Genomic DNA, 23,540 nt, shown 5'->3' on the forward strand with positions numbered 1-23,540 from the left:
TGGAGGGATTTGAAGTCTTGATTGCCCAGATGCAGCAGTTTTACTGTCCCATCGTGCATGACCTCTTGCTACGCCGTATCCTACTAAACTCTGCCTAGAGTGATGAAAGAGGGTTATGATGCGGCTCACCACCGAACAGATGTCGTCATCCTTGATGGGCAGCATATTGAGCAGGGACCGATCGCCCGCCTTCACCTCAAACACCACATTCCCTACGGGTTACATGGTTGCTTTAGCCCAGCCATCAAAATGTAGGAGGGTGATTATTTCTGTCGCTTCGTGACAGAAATAATCACCCTTTAGCACCTTTGGCATTTATGATGCATCTTCAATGCCCATAATTGTGTCCCCAATGGCACGAGCCGTTTCGGCAATGCCTTCTTCAACGTCTGGAGGAGGCGCTGTAATGTTCTCGTTCTGTCCTTCAACGCGCAGCAGTACTTTATCCAAGCCTGCCTCTCCAATATTTGGATCCCCATCAAACTTACCTTCTGGGTAAGCCTGATTCTCATCCTGAGAGCGGTTCTCATCTGGCATAAACGTTAACTCCTCCTATTGATACGGCTCTATTAAAAAATTGCGAACTGCCTCTATCCGTGCTTTGCGCCCTGTGGTAAAAAGGCTGCTGAGTCATAATAAGTGCGAAAGCGCTTCACGTTTTCACCGTCAAACTCCAGTACACTTATGCCGCGATACGTAATCTCTTCGGAGGTTGATAATGTGCCCTTTGAAACCCATTCCAATACAGACGTGTTCTCGCTTTCGACAATATTGGTAAATTCAGAATGGATATGGTTAAACACGAACAGATATTTCTGCCAAAAGCGATAAGCGCCCTCCTTCCCCTTCAAAGGCTCTAGCGTGGCCAGATTCATTAACTCTGCATTGCTGGAGAACAAGGCAACGAGCGATTCAATATCACCTGTTTCCTCAGTTTTTTGCAGCGTGTGTATGAATCGTGAGGTAATGTCACGGGTACTTGCGGTATAGGTCATGTCTGGTTTTCAGTTTGAGTGCAGATTTACTTCTTGTTTAGGCTTTCTGGAGAGATAATTTTTTGGGGATTATGCAGAATTGCATGATCAAGGTGCGGTAGCAACTAGAAGTTACACGCATAGCTCACATAAAGCGATGGCTCTAAAGAGAAATCGATAGAGACTCAGGAGTGAGGATGATTGCGATCGCTCCTGCTACCTATAACCCACGCCACCAGCCTAAAAACCTCAGTCCATCTTTTCATCCAACTCTTGAGGCATATTCCTTTTTAGAGTTCCTGCCTTCTGGAGGAGGTCAGATGCTACTTCGGTGCTGTTCTACATGCTCGCCATTTTTCTCAAGTCCTTTGTGTACGCGACGTGCGTGTAAAATCGAGAACTTGAGAAAAATGGCGAGGGTCTAGGCGTGTAGTTGATTGAAACATAATCTGATGCTTATGCAACCATGTTCCGCCAAAACTGTTGGTTGAATTTAAAGGCTTTGCAAAACTTTTACCTTGGAGGATGTTAATCAGTCAACTTATAGTACATTTGTATAAATTGATGTGCAGTGATATGGCTTCCACGCTTACCGTTTCAGGAAAAGTGATGGGTAAAACTCAACCCATCTTCACGAACTGGCAATTACGGCTGGAGATTGAGAATGCAATTACCTTACGAGATCTGCTCACTCAAATTGTGCGCAGTGAAGTTGCTGGCTTTCAAGATCGCCAACAACAACGTCGCTTAATACAGGTTCTCAGCCCTGCCCAAATTAGTTTAGGGGTTGAGCAGGGCAAGGTGGATTTGGGGGGGAGCGACCTGGCACAAGAAGTTGACGTTGATGAAGCGATCGCCACCGCGCTACAAGCATTTACGGATGGCTTATATTTTGTGTTTCTGGATGAGCAACAGCAGGGAAATCTAGATGATGTTGTGACGTTGCAACCCAATTCGCAACTGTTGTTTTTACGGCTGGTTCCTTTGGTGGGCGGGTAATATGCTAAATCGCGAAGTTGCTCAGGCTCAGTTGAAAAAGCTTTACTTGGCAGATTGGAAGTCGCAACGCGTTCAACGATTGGCCGACCTTCCCGAAGGTTTACGAATAGTCGGCCGTGGCATCTTAGGATACGGTGCAGACGGACAGAATCTTAATGCTGCTGAGCTTTATCAACTTCAAGAGCAATTTTATCGACAGTTAGATCAACTGGCCCCTTCTGATCGGCTACAAATTTTTTGCATTCTCTTCCCCAAATTTGCCGCGACGGTGGAAGCAGCATGGCAACTGTTGGGGCAACTACCCTATCAATCAGGCCATAGTCGGCGATCGTTTCGGACTCCAGCCCATCCTGAATTGAGTGCAGCCAAGCGATACCAGTGGTTTCAACAGTTTGTTTACGCTGTAGAGGGCTACGATCAGGATTTGGAGTGGTTTGCTGCGTGGGCACCTTACCTGCCCTATTACTATGCCACCGATGTGCTGGGCATATTGTTTGCGGCGGCGATCGCACAAAATGATGAGTTAGGACACGCCCTGTTCACGGTTTTGACGGCTTCAGCCAGCAATAATCATGAGATTGGTGCGATGGGACGGCATGTCACCCGTGCGCTCTTAATGGCCGACCGACTGGAGGGTTGGGAATTTATTGAGCGGTTATTGCTGGCTGCGCAACGGCAGGAAGGGTTGCGCCAAAGCATTTTAGAGACAATTGACGAAGCCCATCCGATCGCTTTTAAGCGAATGCTCCGACTCATTCTAGAGCAAAAATTGACGCGCTTTAGTGCCACCATTCGAGCGATTGATGTCTGGTTTGGGTTTGGGCTGGAATCACTGGATGAAAAAACTGCTCAACAGTTCATTGGTCAGGTCTTGGAACTGCTGGAGAATCCTGATGCTCAATCGACGGCAATGGCCAGCGAAGACCCGCAGCTTGTTTATTTGGCACTGTGGGCCGCCGGATTTATCGATGCGGTAGCCGCCATTGATCTCGCTGTGCTCTTGCTTGACCATTCAGAGGCGACACATCGGTTTGTCGCGGTCCACTTTCTCGGCCAGTTAGAGATTACGCCAGCCCGATTCATGCTGTTGTCGGCGGTGAGCGATCGCGACTTGTCAGTTGCAACGGCTGCGGTACAGGCTCTCGCTCGTACAGGTGACACCACGATTCAGCAAGATTCTGATCTGTTTGAGCGATTGGAACAGGTTTTACCCCACTTTCCCGCCAAGCCTCAAACTCGATCGATGGTGTGGCAATGGATTAAGCTTGAACCGAGCCAAGCTCTTGTTGCATCCGTGTTGCAGCATAACCTGGGTGAGCGATCGCCCAAACGCCTAATTCCGTATCTACCGCTGCTTGATCCTTATGGACGCAGTAATGTTGCGAAGTTGCTGAGCGACATCAAACCATGGGACGCTGAGATTCGCACGGCGTTATTCCAATTGCTAGCCGATGCCAGCAGTTGGGTGCGGGAACAAGTGCTCCGGCTGCTACAGCCATGCGAAATTACTCCAGCAGAAAGCATTGAGTTAGAGCAATTATTGACCCGCACGGCCAGCGATTTACGGCGCGGTATTTTGGGTTTACTGTTGAGTCAGCCGGATGAAGCGGCGATTGCCTCGGCAGAACGCTTGCTTGCGGCTAAAAAAGCCCCCCAACGTCAGGCAGGCTTGGAACTTCTGCGAGAACTGGTGCAGCAGCAACGGCTGCTTGGACAAGCCCAGCAATTGGCAACCGCTTATCAGGCCCGCCCCAAGCTGACTGTAACCGAAACGCAATTGCTGACGGCCATTTTAGAGTCCAAGGCCGAAGCCACGCTAACAGATGCATTGGGCCTGGTTCAAGTTCAAGATTTGACTCCGATCGCCCCACTTCCAACCATCGCGGCAACGCAAATTGTCACAGACTCTGCCACGAGTTGTTTGTCAGCGCTTGATGAACTCATTCATGAGCATCGTCAAACACCTGTCAAAATTAGCTGGAACGGGGAAGAGGAAGAGTTGTTGGGCAATCTCACCTGGAAGTTCCCGCAAATTGATCCAAAACTATCTCAGGAGCAGAACCTGGAACGCTTGCCACTGAGTGATGTGTGGTTGAACTGGTGGCGCGATCGCGACGAAGCGACTCGCGATGTGGATGGTTTGGAATTGGTGCGGGCGATCGCCCCTCGCTTTAATTACAGGCCAGATCCCTATGGCCGAGAGAAGACCGCAACCGATCAAGCCAGCCTTCCGGAACGTGTTCTATCCGAGCTACAATCCCAGGTTGGACAGACCAATTCCTCTCTGCGTTATCCAGACCAAATCAATAGTATTATTCGCTGGTTGCTGTATCTGCACCCCTCTGAGCAAACCTTTGTGTATTGCTTAGATGCCATCACCCTACTGCTGAACACGATTCCGATTCATGAGCTGAAGGATGACCCGCAGTGGGGGCTCAACCAGTATTGGGGAGTGCGAGGGCAGATAGCCAGCTTCATCGGCTATTGGTTGCGCTTTGCTCGAACCTATAGCTCCACCGCAAATGCTGAGCAGTGCACTCGATGGTGGCATCTTGTGCGCTGGATCGATCGCCATTTGCCTAGCTACCAGGCGATGACCACCATTTGGGATATCTACGAGGCCTACCAAGTGGGTGGTGCAAGGGAGGCGGATCTGGTGTTTCACTTGTTAGGTGCTGAGGAACGCATGGCTGGAACTGCTCAGCCTGTGGGGAATCCGGCAGAGGCCAAAGCGAATCTCAGAACATCATTTCCAGATCTATCGCAACTTACGCGCCGTAATTTAGGCGAATATTACACGGCTCATCCCTTCTTACTGGAACTGGTTGATCGTGCCCGCCAACGCATTTTGATGATTGAGCTACAACGGGGTGACCTACCTACTGCTGCCAGCCATGCAGCACGAGCACTCAGGTCGATCGTTGGTATGACGACGGTGATTCAACTCATCCAGGCTTTCGATTGCAACAAGCTGGTGCGTCACTACACCTACAACAGCCTCAGCAAAGCGGCTATTTTTAGCCATCTGATGCGTATCAGTTTTCCTGCTGCCGAAGACACGCCTGCCGAATTTTCTCAGCGTGTCCAATCGGCTCAAATCAAGCCAGAAAAACTCGTTCAGTTTGCCTTTTACGCGCCGCAGTGGGTCAACTATATCGAGCACACCCTGGGTTGGTCCGGTTTTACCGAGGCGATTTGGTGGTTCCATGCCCATACGAAGGATAACGGCTGGACTGTTGAGCCCGATGTACGCGAAACCTGGGTAGCGCAAATCAGCGAGCGAACTCCACTATCCGCTCAGATCCTGGTTGATGGGGCTGTCGATGTGGAATGGTTCCATCGTCTCTACAAGCTACTCGGGGCGGATCGCTGGAATCAACTCTACGAGGCCGCACAATATGCTTCCAGTGGAGCTGGACACCAACGCGCCAAACTATTTGCTGATGCCATGTTGGGCAATCTGGAGTCACAAAACCTGCGCGATCGCATGACTAAAAAACGTCATCAAGATTCGGTGCGAGCCTTGGGACTACTGCCCCTGCCCGAAGAAAATCGCGATCGTGAAATTCTGAACCGCTACCAAACGCTGCAAGATTTTCTTCGCACTAGCAAAAAGTTTGGTTCTCAGCGGCAGGCGAGTGAAAAATTAGCTGTTTCGATCGGCATGGAAAACCTGGCTCGTACAGCAGGGTTTGTTGATCCACAGCGGCTTCAATGGGCCATGGAAGCAGAGGCGATCGCTGACTTAAGCGAACAGGCGCAAACCGTCACGGTCGATCAGGTGAGTGTCAGCCTGTCGATTACGGCTAAGGGCGAGCCAGAAGTCACGATCACAAAGCAAGGAAAGCCTCTAAAAGCCATTCCTGCCAAGCTGAAAAAACAACCTGAAATTCAAGCCCTCACGAACCGCAAACAGGAAATTACTCAGCAAGCCTCTCGCATTCGGATTTCGTTAGAGCAGGCCATGTGCCGTGGCGATCGCTTCACCGCCGCCGAACTTGTTCAACTGGCAAAACATCCTGTCCTATTTCCGATGCTGAGTCAGTTAGTGTTGATAGGTAATACTGAAAGCGGTTATTTGGTGGAACAGGGCACAGCTTTACGAAATCACAGTCAGGTCGTTACACCCATTACCTCGACTGAACTGCGAATTGCTCATCCCCACGATTTGTTGGCGACGCAGGAATGGCACCTGTGGCAGCAGGATTGTTTTGTGAGCGATCGCGTGCAACCCTTCAAGCAAATCTTCCGCGAATTGTACGTGCTTACCGGGGCCGAACAGTCAAAAACGATTTCCCGGCGTTACGAAGGGCATCAGGTTAGTCCAAAACAGGCGTTGGCTTTATGGGGACAACGCGGTTGGGTCGCGGCTCCCGAAGAAGGGGTGCGTCGCACGTTCCATACTGAAGGATTGGTTGCTGAGGTTGATTTTGCGGATGGGTTCTACACGCCGCTGGAAGTGGAAGGGCTGACAATCGCTGGAGTTCGTTTCCGGTCACGCGATAAGTGGCAGCCCATGCCGCTCTGCGAGGTATCTCCCCGTCTATTTAGCGAAGTCATGCGTGATCTGGATCTGGTCGTGAGTGTGGCACACCAGGGCGGGGTCGATCCAGAAGCCACCGCTTCAACGGTTGAGATGCGCTCAGCGTTGGTGCGCGAAACTTGTCGACTGTTGAAGTTGAATAATGTCCAGCTACAAAGCTCTCACGCCCTGATTGAAGGGCAATTGGGTAGTTATTCCGTACATTTGGGCAGTGCCATGGTGCATCGGCAACCCGGTGGCGCACTCTGCATTATGCCGGCCCATTCCCAACATCGTGGTAGGCTGTTTTTGCCATTTGTTGATCCTGATCCTAAAACGGCTGAAGTTGTATCGAAAATTCTACTGCTAGCGCGAGATAAAGAGATTCAGGACCCAACTATTTTGCAGCAGATTTTGTAGTGAACATCACCGAGAATAATCAGTTTGGCGGCAAATTAACAACTTTCTCTCGCCGTACCGAGTTCACTCGCCTTGCTGACAATCAACTCCTATGCCGAGCTAGAACGGAGTGGTGTTACTTTGATGTCGACCGCAACCGTCCCACAAAAATCCCTCAGGGGCTCAAATCAGCTTTTCTCCCAAGTGATATTATGTCAGGTTAAATGCCGATACTTGGTGTGGCAAGATTCGTAACAACCGCAAGCAAATCATCGGGATTAACAGGTTTTGAAAGATGCCGTTGAAATCCTGCAGCGGCTGATGCGGCATTGTCTTCTTCCTTTGCAAATGCCGTGAGGGCGATCGCAGGAATCTCGCGCTTCCGAGCGCATGGCAATGCTCTAATTTTACGAATTAGGGAGTATCCATCTTCCTCAGGCATGCCAATATCGCTGATTAATATATCAGCATCCCATCGCTGCATAATATCCAGTGCTTCTGCTGCTGATGCCGCTATGACTACCTCAGCTTGCTGTTCTTCCAGAATGAAGGCAATTAACTCTCGGTTGTCTGAATCGTCGTCAACCGCTAGAACTCGGAGTCCGGCCAGCAACGGAAAACCTTCTCCTGCCTCCCGGCCTTCAATAGAAACGATAGGTGATGCTTTGTGAAGAGGAAGTTGAACAACGAATGTTGCTCCTTGCCCTTCTCCTCCAGTGCTTGCATGGACACTGCCACCATGCAATTCAACTAAATGTCGCACAATTGCTAAACCCAGACCCAATCCGCTTTGTGCCCGAGTTTTAGAACTATCTGCTTGGCGAAATCGCTCAAATAGAAAAGGCAAAAAATCGGTTTTAATTCCTTCTCCGGTATCTGCAACAGTCAGTTGAGCAAACGAACCTACTTGCTCTAAATGAACGTCAACCTGGCCACCGCTAGGAGTAAATTTAATGGCATTTGAGAGTAAGTTGCTGACGATTTGTTCTAATCGATGGGCATCTCCCAAAACTTGATCCGCTAAAGGATCGAGTTTTGATGAAATATAAATTGATTTAGACTTAGCCGCAGGCTGAAATGTCTGGATGACAGCATCAATGGTTGGAACTAATGCAACAGGCTGTTTAATAATCTCCAATTTGTTTCGAATAATTCGCGAAACATCGAGCAAATCTTCAATCAGCTTGTTTTGAAGTTGAGCATTACGCTCGATGGTTTCAATCGCTCGGCTCACAATTGGATCATCAAAGTGCCGTTTTCGTAGCAATTGGGCCCATCCGAGCATCGAATTTAGGGGATTGCGTAATTCGTGAGAAACAATCGCTAAAAACTCATCCTTCGTCTGATTTGCTTGCTGTGCTTCTTGGTAGAGACGGGCATTATCCAGGGCGATCGCCGTTCGTCGTGCCAGTTCTTCCGCCATTTGCAAATCCGCTTGGTTATAGTGGCGATCCGTTTGAGTCAGAAGCAGGGTAATGGTTCCAAACGTTCGATTTGCAACCCGAATAGGTACTGTAATAGAGCTTTTAAGTCTCAGTTTTTGCAATAACTGAAGGTGTTTGGCATCCTGCGCAAGGTACTCAAGAACTGAGGCAGGAATGTCACGCCTTAACTCTGCTTGGCCTGTACGTAATACTTTAGCCGCACCATAACCTGCATTTGTGGGAGATGGGAAGCACCGCCTCAGTTCAAGCATCAGAGCGACCTGTTCCGGCTTCGCTGTTGCGACAATGGGTTCACCAAATGTCAATGTCATGGGTTCAATGACATCAGCGATGCAAATGTCCGCCAGGCTTGGTACTGCCAGATGGATAATGTTTTCCAGGGTTGTGCGATAGTCGAGAGATGTTGTTAAGAGACGACTGGCTTCCGCTAAAAAGTCTGACCGTTGCTTTTCAAGTTCTGCATAGGCTTCGGCCTGTTTTCGTTGGCTAATATCTTCAATGAGGCCATCAATGATGGTGCTGCCATAGGCACTGGTCAGGGTAGTGCTAATTTTCACCCAGCGCGTTTTACCATCTGCACAGCGCAGTTGAATTTCGCGATCGCGTACATTTCCATTTTGCTTCAACTGCGACAAAAGCTCAGTATAGTCTTGCGGTTGAAAGTAGGGTTCCAGGGATTGGCCAGAAGGAAGCTCATCCAGTATATCCAGCCCTAACAACCGGACAAAAGCTGCGTTGCCCTCCAACAGCGATCCATCCTCAGTCAGGCGGTAAACCCCAACATCAAGTTGATTCAGTAAGGCTTGAATTCGTGCTTGTAAACTTGCAGTTTGGCGTTGAGCTGCGACCCGCTCTAAGGCTGTTTCTACCGCAGCAGGCAGGCGAACATAGTGACTGGGAGATTTAATCACATAATCATCTAGCCCAGACTTCATGGCCTCCAGGGCAGTATCCTGAGTTGCCGTATTGGTAAACATGATGACAGGACAACTTGGATCTTGTGCTTTAATCGTTTTCAGTACTGTAATCCCATCACTCCAACGCAGTTGATAGTCAGTAATGACAACATCAAACGGAGATTCTGCTAAAGCCTGTTTAAACTGAGCCGCTGTACCCACTTCTGTTACCTGCAAGGCCTTAAACGCCTGCTTGAGCTGGCGCATTGCAAGGGTACGGTCGTCTCGATTATCGTCAATAAGAAGAAGCCTTAGCATAGGATATTCTCCCCTTACAGAAGGAAAGGGGTAAGGTATAGCTTAAGATAGATGCCTGAGTTGATGTATCTGACTAAAGACAGAGGGCTCGTCTACCTACACAAGGTCACGTCGCGCCAAGCTGAGGTTTTTCGTTGTAAGCAATCCAATGAAGATTTAGGGTTTTGAGAATATCAACAAGCTGATCAAAGTTGCTTGGTTTGACCATATAAGCATTTGCACCTAAATCATAAACACGATTAATATCTACGTGCTCTTTTGACGAGGTTAACACAACCACAGGCAATCGTTTTAGCTGAGCTTGTTGGCGAATCCACATCAAGACCTCAGCCCCTGAGCGTCGAGGTAGTTTCAAATCTAAGAGGACAACTACAGGTAATGGATAGGTTGTGCGATCGCCATAGGGTTCCTCTCCAGAAAGATATTTCACGGCCGCGTCACCATCCGTGACCACGTGCATAGGGGTAACCACCTCAGCCTTACGCAGAGCTCGCTGCACAAGAAAGACATCTTTCGGATTGTCTTCAACCAGTAAAATGATGTGGTCTATGTTCACTGGGAATCCTCTGCCCTCGGTAACTCAATCCAGAATTGGCTGCCTTGCCCAGGTTGAGATTCAACGCCCACTTGTCCACCCATGCGTTCTAAACCCTTGCGGGCGATCGCCAGCCCAATGCCTGTGCCGGGGTATTCCTCCTCGCTATGTAAACGAGTGAACGGACGGAAAATTTGCTGCTGATTCTTTAGGGTAATGCCAATGCCATTATCCTTGATCCACAGCCGTAATTCACGCCCATTTTGCTCCGCCCAAATTTGCACTGCGGGTTGTGTACCGTTTGCTACAAATTTAAGCGCATTAGACAGCAAATTGGTCAAGACTTGAATGAGAATCAGACGATTAGCCTGTACCGCCGCCAGCGGTTCTCTAATCTGGATGCGTGCCCGTTTCTGCTGAATTTCGGATTCTAGTTGAGCTAATGCATCTCTTAAGGCCCGAGACAAATTGACGGGTTCTATATCAATCTCGGTTTGTCTTAGCCGACTATAAGTCAATAGGTCAGTAATTAACGTATCCAATTGCTCAGCATTTGTAGCAATGCGTTGCAAGCATTCTAGATTATCCCCCTCCAAGGAATTACCGACTTCATCTAATAGGACTTGAGCAAAGCCTTGAATGGTTCGCAAAGGAGTACGCAAGTCGTGGGAAACCGAGTAAACGAACTCTTCAAGATCCTGGTTAACCGCCTCTAATTGAGCCGTTCGTTCTTGCACTCGTGCTTCTAAGCTGGCATTCATTTGCTGAAGCGTCAGTTCAGCTTGCTTACGTTCCGTGATGTCTTCCAGTAGGCCGTCCACCACTGAAATTCCTTCAACGGTATTGAGCATAATGGTCAGCAAAGCCCAGAACTGGGTGCCGTCTCCCCGCTGCAACTGTATCTCCTGCTCCTGCTTCTGAGGAAGCGACAACTCGGATAGCTCAGCATACCAGCCGCGAGCATCTAGGAGATTCATGGTGTTGGCTTGCGCCAGGGATTCTACAGCCAGTAGCTCTAGAAACGCAGGATTACATTCAATAATTCTGCCGCTCGCTATTGACCGAAAGATTCCAATTTTGACCTGATTGAGCAATCCTTGTAGCCGAATCTCCAGCAGGGCCACTCGCTGTTGGGTTACGACTCGCTCTAAGGCCATTCGGAGCGCAACTGGAACTCGAATATAGCGGTTGGGCGCTTTCAATACATAATCATCCAGCCCAGATTGCAATGCTTCAACTGCAATTTCTTCCGTTCCCGTGTTCGTGAACATAATGACGGGACAGCGAGGGTAACGGGCTTTAATCGCCCGGAGCACCTCTAGCCCATTGCTCCAACCCAGTTGGTAATCGGTAACGACTGCGTCGAAGTTGTTCTCGGCAATGGCCTGCTCAAGTTCTTGGGCATCAATGATTTCTTCTGTTTCTAACTGCGAAAACTCCCGTTGCAGTTGACGAATAATGAGGGCGCGATCGCTCCTGTTATCATCAATTACCAGAACTCGGAGAGTTTGGGTCATAGGTTGGCTTGCTCCGTGGGAGAACGGCACTTGGTAGAGATATCCAGAAGCGGCTTCCCTGCCCCAATTGCGACTCCATGCCAACTCGTCCACCCATGCGGTCTAGCCCTTTATGGGCAATAGCTAAGCCAATGCCCGTACCGGGGTAGCTTTCATTCCCATGAAGGCGTTCGAAAACACGGAATACTCGTTCTTGGTGTTCGGATGCAATACCAATGCCGTTGTCGACGATCCATAAACGTATCCAGTCTTGATTATTTTGCCGCTCAACGGTATTAAAAATATCTACCTGAGGTTTAATGTCGGACTCTACAAATTTTATTGCGTTGCTGATTAAATTGGTAATGGCCTGGATTAGAGTTGAGCGATGGGCTATGACCTGGGGCAGGGGAGATGCAACGTGAATTTGCGCCTGTTTCTGCTGAATTTCTACGGCAAGCTGTCTAAGGGCTTCGTTGACAATGTCATCTAGAGCGACTGGCTGCAAGTTAATCTGGGTGCTTGTTAATCGGCTATAGGCCAGCAAATCGTTGATTAGCCCGTTCATTTGAGTGGCATCTTCAATGATCGAAGCCACGTAGCCCTGGCAATCCTCATCCAATTTGTCACCACAATCCTCCAGTAAGGCACTAGTAAAACCTTGGATGGTTCGTAGGGGTGCCCGTAGGTCATGGGAAACTGAATAGGTGAATGCTTCGAGTTCTTGGTTGGTTTCTTCTAGTTGAAGGGTACGTTCTGCCACCCGTTGTTCTAGTTGACTGGCGTATTCTTGCAATTGGGTTCGCATACGCGATTGTTGTAGGGCGATCGCCAGTTGTGCCGCGACCTCCTGAGCAACTTCCTGAGCGGGCTCATCAAAAGCGTCGGCATCCGTTGATGCTAGATTCAATTCACCAATCAACACATTCTGGGTGAGCAAGGGAACACTCAGGCAACTACGGAAACCATAGGAGCACAACTGCCTCATTACAGGAGGCAGTACTTCTACAGTGCCAAGATTCTTGACATAACGGACTTCGTACAATACATCCTGGTCACAGACAAAGCTGTCTAGGGATAAAGACCTGTCAGTAGGCAAGCTTAATTCTTCAGTTTGGCCACTCCCGGTCAGCACCTTTGCTGTCCCAAGCGCCAAATCAAACACAACTACAAAGGCATACTCGTGAGGAACAATTTGCCGTAGTTGACTGAAAGCATTGCGAATGAGGGTTTCATCCGTTTCTGCGGCTAAAATTGCACGATCAATATTATGTAAAGCGACCAGGCGTTGTCCGTTCCATTCCAGCGCGATCGCTGCTCGTTGTGCCTCCTCGGTTCTAAGCTGGGCAGTATGCAAAGCATTCTCATAGGTTCGAGAAACCTTGAGAATCTGACGGTAGACGAAATACGCCAGGATGATTCCTATGCCAGACGCTAAAAACAAGCTGGTCAAGATGACAGAGCGGGTAGTTCGTTGTGCGACATTGCTCCGCTGATCCCGTAGTTGTTCCTCAGTGGCTATGAAGACCGCAATTTGATGCCGTAGCCGATCCATCTGTTGTTTGCGACGTTCAAAATCAATCAGAGATTCGGTCTGGTTCTGCCGCTTGCGAGTAATGGCAGTTGTAACCTGTGCTTCCCATCGATGCGATTGGCGAAGCAATTGATCGACCCGTTGCGTTTGCACAGGGTTATCCGACACCAATTTTCCCAGCTTCTCTAGGCTGGGATCGAGCACCTCATTAGCCTGCTCGTAAGGTTCTAAAAATTCCTGCCGACCCGTTAGTAGATATCCCCGAAATCCAGTTTCTCTGTCTAACAGTAACTTCTGAATGTAGTTTGCCTGGGAGATAACCTGATTAGTATGATCAACCCACTGTAAAGCAGACAATAGCCGAGTGATTTGCCAGATGGAAACTCCAGCCAAAAGTAGTAGTAGAACAATTGGCAGGGCGATCGCGCGGGTTAGCTTACGACGGAACACGTTTTCAGAGCGTTGAAGTAGCATAACCTCATGCTACTAGCTTGTCAGCCAGCCTAAAGCGTTAGCTAAAAAAGATATCACTGAAGCCATAGACATGGCGTCTAAATCCTACTGTACCGAGCCTGGGCTCGGAGGCTACGTAACGGGCAGCATGTAAAAATAGCTACTTCAGCTTATGCCAACCTGGGGTTACCTAACTCAAAACCCTTGTTTTGTCGTTGTATGTCGGCAAAACAAGGGTTCTGAATTTTGATGCAAGGGCTGAAATGATGCATTCACTAGCTATGCGGATAAGCTGTTATCTTCCTGTAAAATTAGATCCGCTTGGGATAATAGAATTGCTGTTTCATAGCCAATTCTACCCATCTCTGGTTCTGGTCCCATTTCCATTTCTACCAGGTAAGACCAGCTTCCAGCTTCAGGGTGATAGCTTTTAATTGTTCCACTTCCACCCAGAAAGTTCACCTTCTGGCCCTTATAGAGATGGGGCAATGCTGCAGTCGTTGCAATCATAGTCACCTCACAACCTTTGTTTATAGCGGTGTTCTTATATGTATAGTTGTAGCGGACAGCCAAGCTTTTCTGTTTCTACCAAGAGTGCCGCTTTTCTATAGAAAGAGTATTTCTAGCGAAGTAATTTTTAATACCACCAAATTGCAAATGTAAAGATTAAAGCCATCCTCATAGATTCAGCCCTAATTTGAAAATAAATCTCTCGTTCTACGTATCGTTCAACGCAAGCTATAAAGCTTGCCCAGATTCTGTTTGCTCCAGGAATATACACAAGAGAAAATAATGCTCAATGTTTCTTTAAAACCGCAATGAAATTGTTAACAAATAGCAACTGTCAATCCACAAACCCCTTTTTAGAAAAGCATTGTGTAAATTAGCAGCTTCTTGAATTTTTGTGAATCGAAAAGGCATTTAGTCAGGACGAAAATAGTGGGGGCATGGCGATCGCTTTCAGTATGCTTTGAAAAGACTCCTGCATTAATGGCGATGGGCAGCGGGTTGAAAAATACCTTCTGTTTATTTCGTGAAGGGCAATCAGCCTGCTGCGATCGCCATCAACCTCCATCCTGAATACCTGGCAAGCAAATTGGGCGAAGAATTGGCGATCGCCCTCGAATGCCTTGCGCAGGAGTATTTAGAAAAAGCTACTCCTGAACAGCAAGCTAAGGCTTACTCTTTCGCGATGCATGCAAAAGTTGCCATCGTGTCGGTTATGGAAGGGGAAGACAAATCCATCAACTATTCACACATGTTCCGAGCTAGTAATGTGATGATTCTGCCCAAAACAAATCTCCTGTCCTACGTGCCTTTTGATGTGGCGCGATGCCTGGATTATGCCCGTCAGGTGAATCCTGACATTGAGATTTTCAGGTATCCGCGATCGCTGGTGATGACCTCGATAGCGGGTACCAGTGGTTACTCGATCGCTATAGCCCTTAGCTTCTGAGACAAATTAAACTACCTCATACACAATGAGCAACGGACATGCACAAATATTGCAGTTTTGTGCATATAAAATATCCTGACGATTGCAATCCTAGTAGTAGAGATACTCCAGAGCACCTGTACAACATTCTAAATCTCATCTTTTTGGCTAGGCGGATGGGGCGATCGCGAAGCTTCTAACTGGCTAAGCAGTAGAGCCTCCAGACAAAATATTAGGGCTGTTGAATGAATCTTCCAAAACGCAGTATTCCACCAACCAACGTCAATTAGCTGCTCAGCTCTTACACCTATAAAGGAAAAACAGCAGCTTATTTTGCTGTTACTAAGTAACGGCAAAATAAGCTGCTGTTTTTTTACACTAGACGTTAATCACAATAGTCTTTTGCAATCACATAAATATTTTAGATTTAGGCATTTAGCTTAATAGCTTAATTCATTTCTTATTCTTAAATAAAATATTTATAATAAAGTACCCTGTTGGGTAATCTCAATTACTTATTCTGCTTCCTACCATACACATATAGCTAAATAAAGCTAATTAATTACGTTCTCAACTCATATTAAAGTCTTCTCAATTTATAAGTTTGAGAAAGATTTTTAATGTAACGAGTCGTAATTCTTTCATGGATTCGATATTCTTTTTTAGATATTGAATCTTTATCCATCATTATGTTAGGAGAATATCCATGTCTGGAGAGCCCGGAGATCTGGTTCTAAGTTTGTTCGAACGTCTGGTTGATAGGGTGAAATCTATTCGTCCAATCCGGAGCGATGGAAAAGCCTTAACCACAGGCTTTGTCTATTCCCAACTCGTATTAGGTCGCATGGTCGATCCAAATGATTATCTAAAACCCTGGTCTCCCATGGGAGGTGCAACCCTCCAGGATACCGTTAATAAGCAGACGCAACCTGTTACCGCAGGTGCTGTGGTTGGTGCACCTGCTACGGCTCCTGCTGCAAGTACAGCCAGTACAGGGCCTGACCCCAAGTTTCGACGGGCGATCGAAGCAGCCTTCAAAACATCGCAATTGGTAGACAGCATGATCATGGTCACCAAGGATGATGTCTACCTACAATACCCCAGTGAGCGTAAGATTAGCTTTGCTTACGAAAACATTATCAATGGAATGCAACCTCTACCTGCGCCAGCACTTCCTGCCAATGTGCAAAAGCAGATTGAGGATGCTCAGAAAGTTCTGTATGAATTAGAAAAAGATGATGATGGTAAGCCTGTTAGAGGAGAAGATGGATACTACATCTTAATTGGTAAGAGCAGGTTGTATAAGACCTACATCAAAAACGCTGAAGAGTATGCCCTTGCCAAAAAAGACTACTCCGATGCCCAGGCTAAAGCCCTGGCCGATCCTCAAAAAGCAGAAACCTGGCCTCAAGATTCAGTCTATTATCAACGTAAAGTGGATGAAGCTTGGGATACTCTCAAAACCATGGGAGCCGAGCGTATTGAACGGGCTTTAGACACGATCGCCTCGGTGGGTGTCAGCATGCAGGCCCGCATGATTGCCAAAGCTCGTAAGATTTATGATGCCTGGAACCTGGGACTTGCGGGTGTTGCAACCCCGATCCCCTATTCCTACATCGAACCATCAGGGTGGTGCGATCCCGACAACGACGATGAAGGTTGGCAAAAACTCACCATTAAAATGTCTGAGCTTCATAGCCATACTCACAGTAGCAACAGCAGCAACTTTCAACGCCATTGGGAAAGCCACTCATCATCCACAGGTGGTGGAGGAACCGTGGGTATTGGCTTTGTCTTCGTAGGTGGCTCGGGTGGTAGTTCCTCATCCAATAGTGAAGCAACATTCTCGTCCTCTTCAGAATCAGGATTCCAATTTCACAACGACGCGAAGGATCTTGAAGTTGAGTTGGAGTACGGTCTGTGCACCATTCATCGTCCCTGGTTACTGGGAGACCTGTTCTACATGCGGAACTGGTACTTGGTGAACAATCCCAAGAATGCCGTTAGTGATGGAAGCATTACCAATCAAGTGGAAAAAGCTGAACCGTTGCTTCCTATGATTCCCCGGCAATTCCTGGTAATTCGGAATGTCAAGATCCGTTCTGAAAGCTGGGGTAATGATGGATCAACGCTTTCCACCCTGCATAGCCATTTCCGCAGTGAGGATTCTAGCAGCAGTGACTACATCAGTGGCGGTGGCGGTTTCTCCCTGGGATTCATCTCCTTCGGAGGCCATGCATCCCACTCCAGCAGCGATGCCCAAAGTGACGGCAGTGGCTATACCAACAACACCTACACGGGCGACTATGGCTGGCGCTTTCACAAAGAAACCTTGGAAATTAAAGGCGCACAAATTATCGGTTGGCTCAGCGAGATTGTACCGGCTTGTGCCCCATTAGATGATCCGGGACTCAAGAGTGAGGGCGCTGAGAAGGATAAGTAATACCGCCTCGGAACGGTTTTAAGCATTGGCTTCTCGTGCCTGTCTGCCCGAGAAGCCTGACTTAAAACCAATATTCTTTTGAAGATTTTCAACAAGGCTCACACTACCCCTGTAAGGATTGACGTAGAAATGGATGGAAGCATTGAAAATTTGATGGGAAATGTATTTAATTATTTTCTGAGCCTGTATCAGCAAATAAACAGCTCAGCGATTGATGAAACATTTCTTGCATTCGAGCCCATTGGAACACGTATCACGCCTAATATGTTCAAGCTTCGGTCAACCGATGCAACATACTTCGACAAGCTTGCAGTTGAACAGCTTTCGGATCTTATCAATAGCATTCCTGAGATTGATGCTAACGTATTTCGACGCACTATCAAAGATGTTGATGAAATGTATGGCATTTTGTTAGAAGGGGCCACACCTGGAACTGAGGACAATGGTGAAGTCACACTGTTTAACACACTAAAATCTAAAGCAGTGCGGAAATTTGAACCCACTGTTGGATATTACCAGAAACCTCTACAGTATCGCCCTTCCTATGCCATGCCAAGCGATTGGTATGATGCCAGCGCTGAAGGAAATTGGACGGCCTATAGCACTCAAATGGAAGAGAAGAAAGAACATTCTTCAATTCCAGGAAAGCAACCCTCTCCTAAGCTGCAGCTGAATCCTACTGTTCTAAAGTGGAAGTGGCAGGTTTTACCAGATGACCTCTCTCCCATCCTTGAAAAGCCCTACTTTATTGATCGGATTTCAACGTCTCAGATCTTAAAGCAGGAGGATATCCGCACTACTCTTCCACAGTCCTTTAAGACTGTCAAATCTCATATAAAACCTTCAGTTCTAAATCTGGAACTGAAAGCGAATAAAGCGGCATCTTTCATGGCGCGATCGCTCTCCCCTAATCTCCGCAACGCCGCCCTATCCGAGGTTACGCTATCGAAAGCAGTTTTATCTAAGACAGCATTTCAGTCATTAAGCAGACCTAAGCAAGATTTAGCCATCAAAGCGGATGTTCTTGAAGGTAGTGCCATCAGCAAGAATTCCATTTCACCCATTATTCTGGAGCAGATTCGCGCGCAAATTGCAGAACCAGCCCCAGCACCTACCCATGAAGTCGTGAACGTCAGTTTACAATCGTCAGCACTATCAGTTTTGTTGACTACAACATCAACCCAATCCGTTGAATCGAAGCAGCTGAGTTTGTCATTTAAGTACTGTTTAGTGAACGTCGATCGTCCCTGGTTATCCAATGCCTTCTTATCAGCAAAGGGATGGTATGTTCCGGGGTTTGAAGCGGGTGGATTTTCAACGGGTACAGCCAACAATGAAGGGATTTTACCTGCCGTACCAATCGCCTTTATTGCTATTAAAGATTTACAGATTTCAGGTTGGGATAACTCTGAGAGCGAATCGGTTGAGAAAGCTGTATCCTTCGGGCCATTTGTGTTAGTCGATCGCACCATCGACAAAACAGCTAAAACCTTAACTTGCAGCGGCATCCAGGTGATTGGTTGGGTTTGCCAAATTATGCCATTCCTGCCGCCCCTTTCCGATCCCGATCCTCGTTAAACAGTCACGTTATGTCAAAACACGTTATTCTTTGGAGAAATTTGCTATGCATCAGAGTGTTTTAGATATTTTCTACGACTTCAATGCTCCGCTAGAAGGTGTCTTGCATTGGATGTATCTCGACATCAAATCTCTAGTCACCATCGGGGTTGGCAATTTAATTGATCCAATGTCAGCCGCATTGAACCTGCCGTTTGAATATGATGAGCAACCGGGCAGTTATGCAACCCAGGACGAGATCATCGCAGAATGGCAACTGGTAAAATCCAGAACCGATTTGGCCAGGAAAGGAGCCAATGCGTTTCGAAAGCTGACTCGCCTGCGCCTGAGCGATGATGCGATTCGCTCTCTTGTTAACGACAAGCTTCTGGCAAATGAAGCCTACCTGAAGCGCACATTTCTGGACTTCGATTATTGGCCTGCGGATGCCCAACTTGGGGTTTTGAGCATGGCATGGGCTATGGGTGCAGGATTCCCCAGTTCATGGCCTCGTCTTCGGGCTGCCTGCTTAAATCAGGATTGGAACGCCGTTGCCGCAAATTGCCGTATGAATGAAACGGGAAATCCGGGTGTTATTCCTCGCAATGATGCCAATCAGACGATGTTTACCAATGCGGCTCATATTGCAGAGTTTGGCGATCGCTACGGCTACCAATGGGATGTTGTTTACTACCCAACCGTCATCTTGGATGAAGTGGTTATTACGCCCGAAGATGACCCCGTTCCGGTAGAACCCTGGTAAATCAAATTTGAATATGTTGGGTAGGATGCAAAACATCTCACCCAACATAGCGTCAGGCCAAAAGGAGTGGGGCGGCACAACGTGCCGCCCCACTCCTTTTGTCTTAACAAAATAGCAAACGGTATATTGCAGGAATTTTAGCTAAACCTGGTGAAGCTACAGTGAAAATGCTAGATAAGAGGATTTAGTCCTTTGGCTGGGTATTCTAGCTGATATCAAGGTATCGCCGTCGATAACACCGTGGACCTCATCTAACGGATGAGCTTGATGGCAAGAACTATACGCTCTGCTGGAGACTCCAACATGCAAGCTGCTGCTTCGCTGTTTCGTCCTGATCTCATGGACTGGCTGCGTCGTTATCGGTACTGGTTAATCTCTCTTGCGACTGTAATTTTTCTGCTTCTTCCCTATGGGGCAAAAGCACAGGCGCAGACAGGGTATCCACCGTTTCTAGACCCTCAGCTTAACGATTATGGACATGTGGTAACAGCAAGTGACGCTACCACGATTCGCAATACGTTGCAACAATTCAAGCAGCAGACCGGAATTCAGGTGGTAGTGCTCACCGTTAATTCTGTGCAGGATTATCAGACGGGCGATCGCACCATCGAATCCTTCGCGACTAATCTGTTCAATACCTGGGGAATTGGCGATCGCAACCGTGATGATGGCATTTTGCTACTGGTGGCTGCGGCCGATCGCAAGTTGCGCATTGAGCTAGGTAGCGGCTACTCTTCAAATTACGACGCAGTTGCTCAAGCGATTATCAGCGACTACATCGTACCCCAATTCCGAGAAGGGCGTATTAGCCAGGGAACGGTGGCTGGGGTCAATGCCATTGTGAGCAGATTTAACCCCTCCGCTTCAGCCCTACCCGCTGTGGAAAATCCTGGTGGTGGAGACCCACTTCAAGCTACTGATGAGGGGGCTTCTGAGGGGACTATTGCCATCGGCGTCGGATTAACAGGCCTGATTGTGGGAGTACCCGTATTTGCCAGTTGGCGACGGCATCGTAAGCGGCAGTGCCCCAGTTGCAAAACTCAAATGGTGCGGCTCGACGAACAGGCGGATGATCAATTTCTGAATGAGAGTCAACGAAAAGAAGAATCTCTTAGCTCCGTAGACTATGACGCCTGGCAGTGCCCCAGCTGCAGCTATCACCAGATTCTTCCCTATTCCAATTTCTTCTCCGAATACAGTCGGTGCCCCAGTTGTGCCACTAAAGCTCTGGAGGTGCGAACCACAACTACCCGCCAGCCTACCCGCAGCTGTCAGGGGGAAAGCCGCATCGACGAGCATTGTCGCCACTGCTCTTACGATCGGACATACTATCGCTCTATCCCTCGTCTGACTGATAACTCCTCATCCAGTGGTGGTTCTTCATCGGGTGGCGGTGGTTCTTCATCCGGTGGCGGTGCATCGGGCAGTTGGTAGGCTCAGTAGATCACAAACGAGCATTGTGACGTGCAAAGTACAATCCAATATGCTTCAAAACCCAGAGGGAATTCCCTCTGGGTTTTGAAGCATATTGGCGATCTACTAAGGCTATTAGTGCAGCGACATCCTTAATTCCTAACGCTTCTCGTCAAATTATTAAGGGGGCTGCTGCAAGATGGACTTGGGTGTTCAGGCTACCGATTTTTCCATCACAACTCGATGTAACTTTGCTTCATTCTGTTCGAAGAATAGCCAGGAGATGGGGAAAAATGTCATGTAGCGATTGTAAGTTTCCAGGCCAACCAGGTTTAATGCTTGCTCTCGATGGGCAACTAATCGGTCATACCAAGCTCGTAGCGTGGGTTTGTAGTCATGAATTGAATCATGGGTAATATGGAAGCCCGCTTGCTTTGCGGCCTCAATGTGCACAGGATGCATCACCAGAAGAGAGCCCGGAAAAAATAACTGAATCATGACCATTGAAGCTGGGTAAGGTTCATATTCCAGTGAAAAGAACTGATGAACAGCTAATCCTCCTGGTGCTAATGCAGCATAAATTTTCTGATGGATAATCTCAACCTCATCTGGGCGAACATGTTCTAATGCTCCAATGGATAGAATGCGATCAAAAGGTTTATGCTCAAAGGGAGTTGTAATAAAGTTTGTCAAGGATACATTGAATCCCAGTTCTTGAACATAAGCCAGTTGTTCTTTAGAGAGTGTAAAGCCGGTTAGTTCACCGCTGTGTCCTTGATCTCGCAATAGTTTTAACATTGCGCCCCAGCCACACCCTAAATCTAAAATCTTTTCATTACCCTGTAAACGAAGTAGCGATCGCAAATACATCGCTTTATTATGCTGTGCATCTTCTAATGTGTCTTGCTCATGGAGAAAGTCAGCAGCACTGTAGAAGCGATACTGGTTATCCAAAAACAGGGCATAAAAATCATTTGAGACATCATAATGTGATTCAATGCCACTCGCATGGTCTTGCTCAAGCATGGAGTCGAGAAAAGCTTTACGAATGGGTGAAGGTGGGTAAGCCCTTGCGAACCATTTCATTAGAGAGGGTTGGGGTTGTGCCCAGAATGCCCAATTCTCTTTTGGATCAAGAGGAATGGGTGAATGAATCCTATCTTGGGCGATCGCGTAGAGCAAACCACGAGTGGCCAGGTCGGAGGTAAAACGTGAAACCCGTTCTAAATTACCCATGGGAAACAACCTATTGATGAATCAGAAATAGACTGTCCAACAATCACAACTAAACGAATGCCGAATGAATGTGAAGCTGCAAGTTGAGAGGGTATAAACAAGTTTAGTTGTTGTTTCCTGCCAATTTCATTTTCGTCACATTATGATATGGCAACAATCTTTAGAGAGATGAAATTGATTGGTATTTTCTGGTATTTCTATTCATGGCTTTCAATGGGAAAAGCCTGCCTATTTTATTCCTTTTTTAGTTAGGTCTTCCTCATGCTGGATCTTTGGTATAAGAACGCAATTATCTACTGCCTGGATGTGGAGACCTACATGGATGGCAATGGCGATGGAATTGGGGATTTTGAAGGCTTGAGACAACGATTGAACTACATTTCAGGTTTAGGCATTACCTGCATTTGGCTCATGCCTTTTTATCCCACCCCTAATCGTGACAATGGTTATGATGTAATGGACTTCTACAACGTTGACCCACGTCTTGGAACGCTGGGTGATTTTGTAGAATTTACCCGTTTGGCGAGCGAACGCGGTATTCGGGTCATTATTGATCTGGTCGTCAACCACACCTCAATTGAGCATCCCTGGTTCCAATCTGCCTGTAGCGATAAACAGTCTAAATATCGTGATTTCTACGTCTGGTCAAAAGAAAAGCCAGATGATGCAGCGGAAGGAGTTATTTTTCCGGGTATCCAGGAAACAACCTGGACGTATAACGAGCAAGCAGGTGAATACTATTTCCATCGCTTCTATGAACACCAGGCAGATCTGAATATCACCAGCCCAGCTGTACGAGAAGAAATTAGTAAGGTCATGGGTTTCTGGTTGCAATTAGGAGTATCAGGCTTTCGGATTGATGCAGCTCCATTTTTAATTGAGTTAAAAGGTGTTGAGGATGAGGCAAAGGGAGCCGATCCCTATGCCTATCTAGAAGAGATGCGGAACTTCTTGTCCTGGCGCTGTGGTGATGCCATTCTGTTGGCAGAGGCAAATGTATCAATGGAGCCTAAGTACCGGACAAAAGCTTGCAAAGATTGAGTAGGAGAGGGTTTCATGAGAATTACCACATTCATCCACGAAACCCTCATGAACCAGATTACTCTAATCCGAAAAACATTG

The 23,540-nt window shown here is 47.5% G+C and carries 15 protein-coding genes and 3 pseudogenes; 10 read left to right on the forward strand and 8 right to left on the reverse strand.

The window, feature by feature from the left end; all coding sequences use genetic code 11:
- Positions 1–114: 114 nt before the first annotated feature.
- A pseudogene (locus NDI52_RS31560) lies at positions 115–255 on the forward strand (carotenoid oxygenase family protein); the annotation flags it as partial.
- Positions 256–315: 60 nt separating this feature from the next.
- On the opposite strand, the gene NDI52_RS31565 reads toward NDI52_RS31560, so the two are convergent.
- Both NDI52_RS31565 and NDI52_RS31570 read right to left on the reverse strand, forming a co-directional pair.
- Positions 316–537, reverse strand: a complete 222-nt coding sequence (locus NDI52_RS31565) for a hypothetical protein (RefSeq protein ID WP_190774347.1) — start codon at positions 535–537, stop codon at positions 316–318.
- Between the two features lie 53 nt (positions 538–590).
- On the reverse strand, positions 591–995 hold the full coding sequence (locus NDI52_RS31570; RefSeq protein ID WP_190774348.1) for a nuclear transport factor 2 family protein: 405 nt from the start codon (positions 993–995) through the stop codon (positions 591–593).
- Between the two features lie 555 nt (positions 996–1,550).
- Between NDI52_RS31570 and NDI52_RS31575 the strand changes: the two genes are divergently transcribed.
- From NDI52_RS31575 to NDI52_RS31585, 3 genes are read left to right on the forward strand one after another with little or no spacing between them, the layout of a single operon-like run.
- Entirely contained in the window at positions 1,551–1,973 is a 423-nt protein-coding gene (locus NDI52_RS31575; RefSeq protein WP_190774349.1) for a hypothetical protein, read from the forward strand.
- A 1-nt stretch (position 1,974) separates the two neighbouring features.
- Positions 1,975–6,915 (forward strand): DUF5724 domain-containing protein, encoded by a 4,941-nt coding sequence (locus NDI52_RS31580; RefSeq protein ID WP_190789181.1) that lies wholly within the window; start codon positions 1,975–1,977, stop codon positions 6,913–6,915.
- Positions 6,915–7,118 carry a hypothetical protein gene (locus NDI52_RS31585; protein WP_348254094.1) on the forward strand — a complete coding sequence of 68 codons (204 nt, stop codon included), beginning with the start codon at positions 6,915–6,917 and terminating at the stop codon, positions 7,116–7,118. The genes NDI52_RS31580 and NDI52_RS31585 overlap by 1 nt, the downstream gene beginning before the upstream one ends.
- Here NDI52_RS31585 and NDI52_RS31590 read toward each other — a convergent pair.
- The 5 genes from NDI52_RS31590 to NDI52_RS31610 form a co-directional block, all read right to left on the reverse strand.
- Complete coding sequence (locus NDI52_RS31590; RefSeq protein ID WP_190774351.1) at positions 7,115–9,553, reverse strand: response regulator; 2,439 nt, start codon at positions 9,551–9,553, stop codon at positions 7,115–7,117. The two genes, NDI52_RS31585 and NDI52_RS31590, sit on opposite strands and share 4 nt — an antisense overlap.
- Positions 9,554–9,659: 106 nt before the next feature.
- A complete protein-coding gene (locus tag NDI52_RS31595) occupies positions 9,660–10,109 on the reverse strand; it encodes a response regulator (protein WP_190774352.1) in 450 nt (149 codons plus the stop codon).
- The gene (locus NDI52_RS31600; protein ID WP_190774353.1) at positions 10,106–11,605 is read right to left on the reverse strand and encodes an ATP-binding protein; all 1,500 of its coding nucleotides are present in this window, start codon (positions 11,603–11,605) and stop codon (positions 10,106–10,108) included. Before NDI52_RS31600 ends, NDI52_RS31595 begins: the two co-directional genes overlap by 4 nt.
- Positions 11,574–13,592 carry a CHASE3 domain-containing protein gene (locus NDI52_RS31605; RefSeq protein WP_190774354.1) on the reverse strand — a complete coding sequence of 673 codons (2,019 nt, stop codon included), beginning with the start codon at positions 13,590–13,592 and terminating at the stop codon, positions 11,574–11,576. The genes NDI52_RS31600 and NDI52_RS31605 overlap by 32 nt, the downstream gene beginning before the upstream one ends.
- A 258-nt stretch (positions 13,593–13,850) precedes the next feature.
- Positions 13,851–14,081, reverse strand: coding sequence for a hypothetical protein (locus tag NDI52_RS31610; protein ID WP_190774355.1), 231 nt, complete (start codon positions 14,079–14,081; stop codon positions 13,851–13,853).
- A gap of 688 nt (positions 14,082–14,769) precedes the next feature.
- On the opposite strand from NDI52_RS31610, the pseudogene NDI52_RS31615 reads away from it, so the two are divergent.
- From NDI52_RS31615 to NDI52_RS31635, 5 genes and pseudogenes are all read left to right on the forward strand, one after another.
- Positions 14,770–15,020, forward strand: a pseudogene (locus NDI52_RS31615) (hydrogenase accessory protein HypB); the annotation flags it as partial.
- Between the two features lie 692 nt (positions 15,021–15,712).
- Positions 15,713–17,449, forward strand: a complete 1,737-nt coding sequence (locus NDI52_RS31620) for a hypothetical protein (protein WP_190774356.1) — start codon at positions 15,713–15,715, stop codon at positions 17,447–17,449.
- Between the two features lie 129 nt (positions 17,450–17,578).
- On the forward strand, positions 17,579–19,027 hold the full coding sequence (locus tag NDI52_RS31625; RefSeq protein ID WP_190774357.1) for a hypothetical protein: 1,449 nt from the start codon (positions 17,579–17,581) through the stop codon (positions 19,025–19,027).
- A 46-nt stretch (positions 19,028–19,073) separates the two neighbouring features.
- Positions 19,074–19,769, forward strand: coding sequence for a hypothetical protein (locus NDI52_RS31630; RefSeq protein ID WP_190774358.1), 696 nt, complete (start codon positions 19,074–19,076; stop codon positions 19,767–19,769).
- Between the two features lie 303 nt (positions 19,770–20,072).
- Positions 20,073–21,203 (forward strand): TPM domain-containing protein, encoded by a 1,131-nt coding sequence (locus NDI52_RS31635; protein ID WP_190789182.1) that lies wholly within the window; start codon positions 20,073–20,075, stop codon positions 21,201–21,203.
- 192 nt (positions 21,204–21,395) lie between these two features.
- On the opposite strand, the gene NDI52_RS31640 is transcribed toward NDI52_RS31635, so the two are convergent.
- Positions 21,396–22,418, reverse strand: a complete 1,023-nt coding sequence (locus NDI52_RS31640; protein ID WP_190774360.1) for a class I SAM-dependent methyltransferase — start codon at positions 22,416–22,418, stop codon at positions 21,396–21,398.
- A 261-nt stretch (positions 22,419–22,679) separates the two neighbouring features.
- Here NDI52_RS31640 and NDI52_RS31645 point away from each other — a divergent pair.
- Positions 22,680–23,426, forward strand: a pseudogene (locus tag NDI52_RS31645) (alpha-amylase family glycosyl hydrolase); the annotation flags it as partial.
- Between the last annotated feature and the right edge of the window lie 114 nt (positions 23,427–23,540).

This window comes from Leptolyngbya sp. PL-A3 (assembly GCF_039962325.1).
Taxonomy (GTDB): Bacteria; Cyanobacteriota; Cyanobacteriia; order Elainellales; family Elainellaceae; genus Vacuolonema.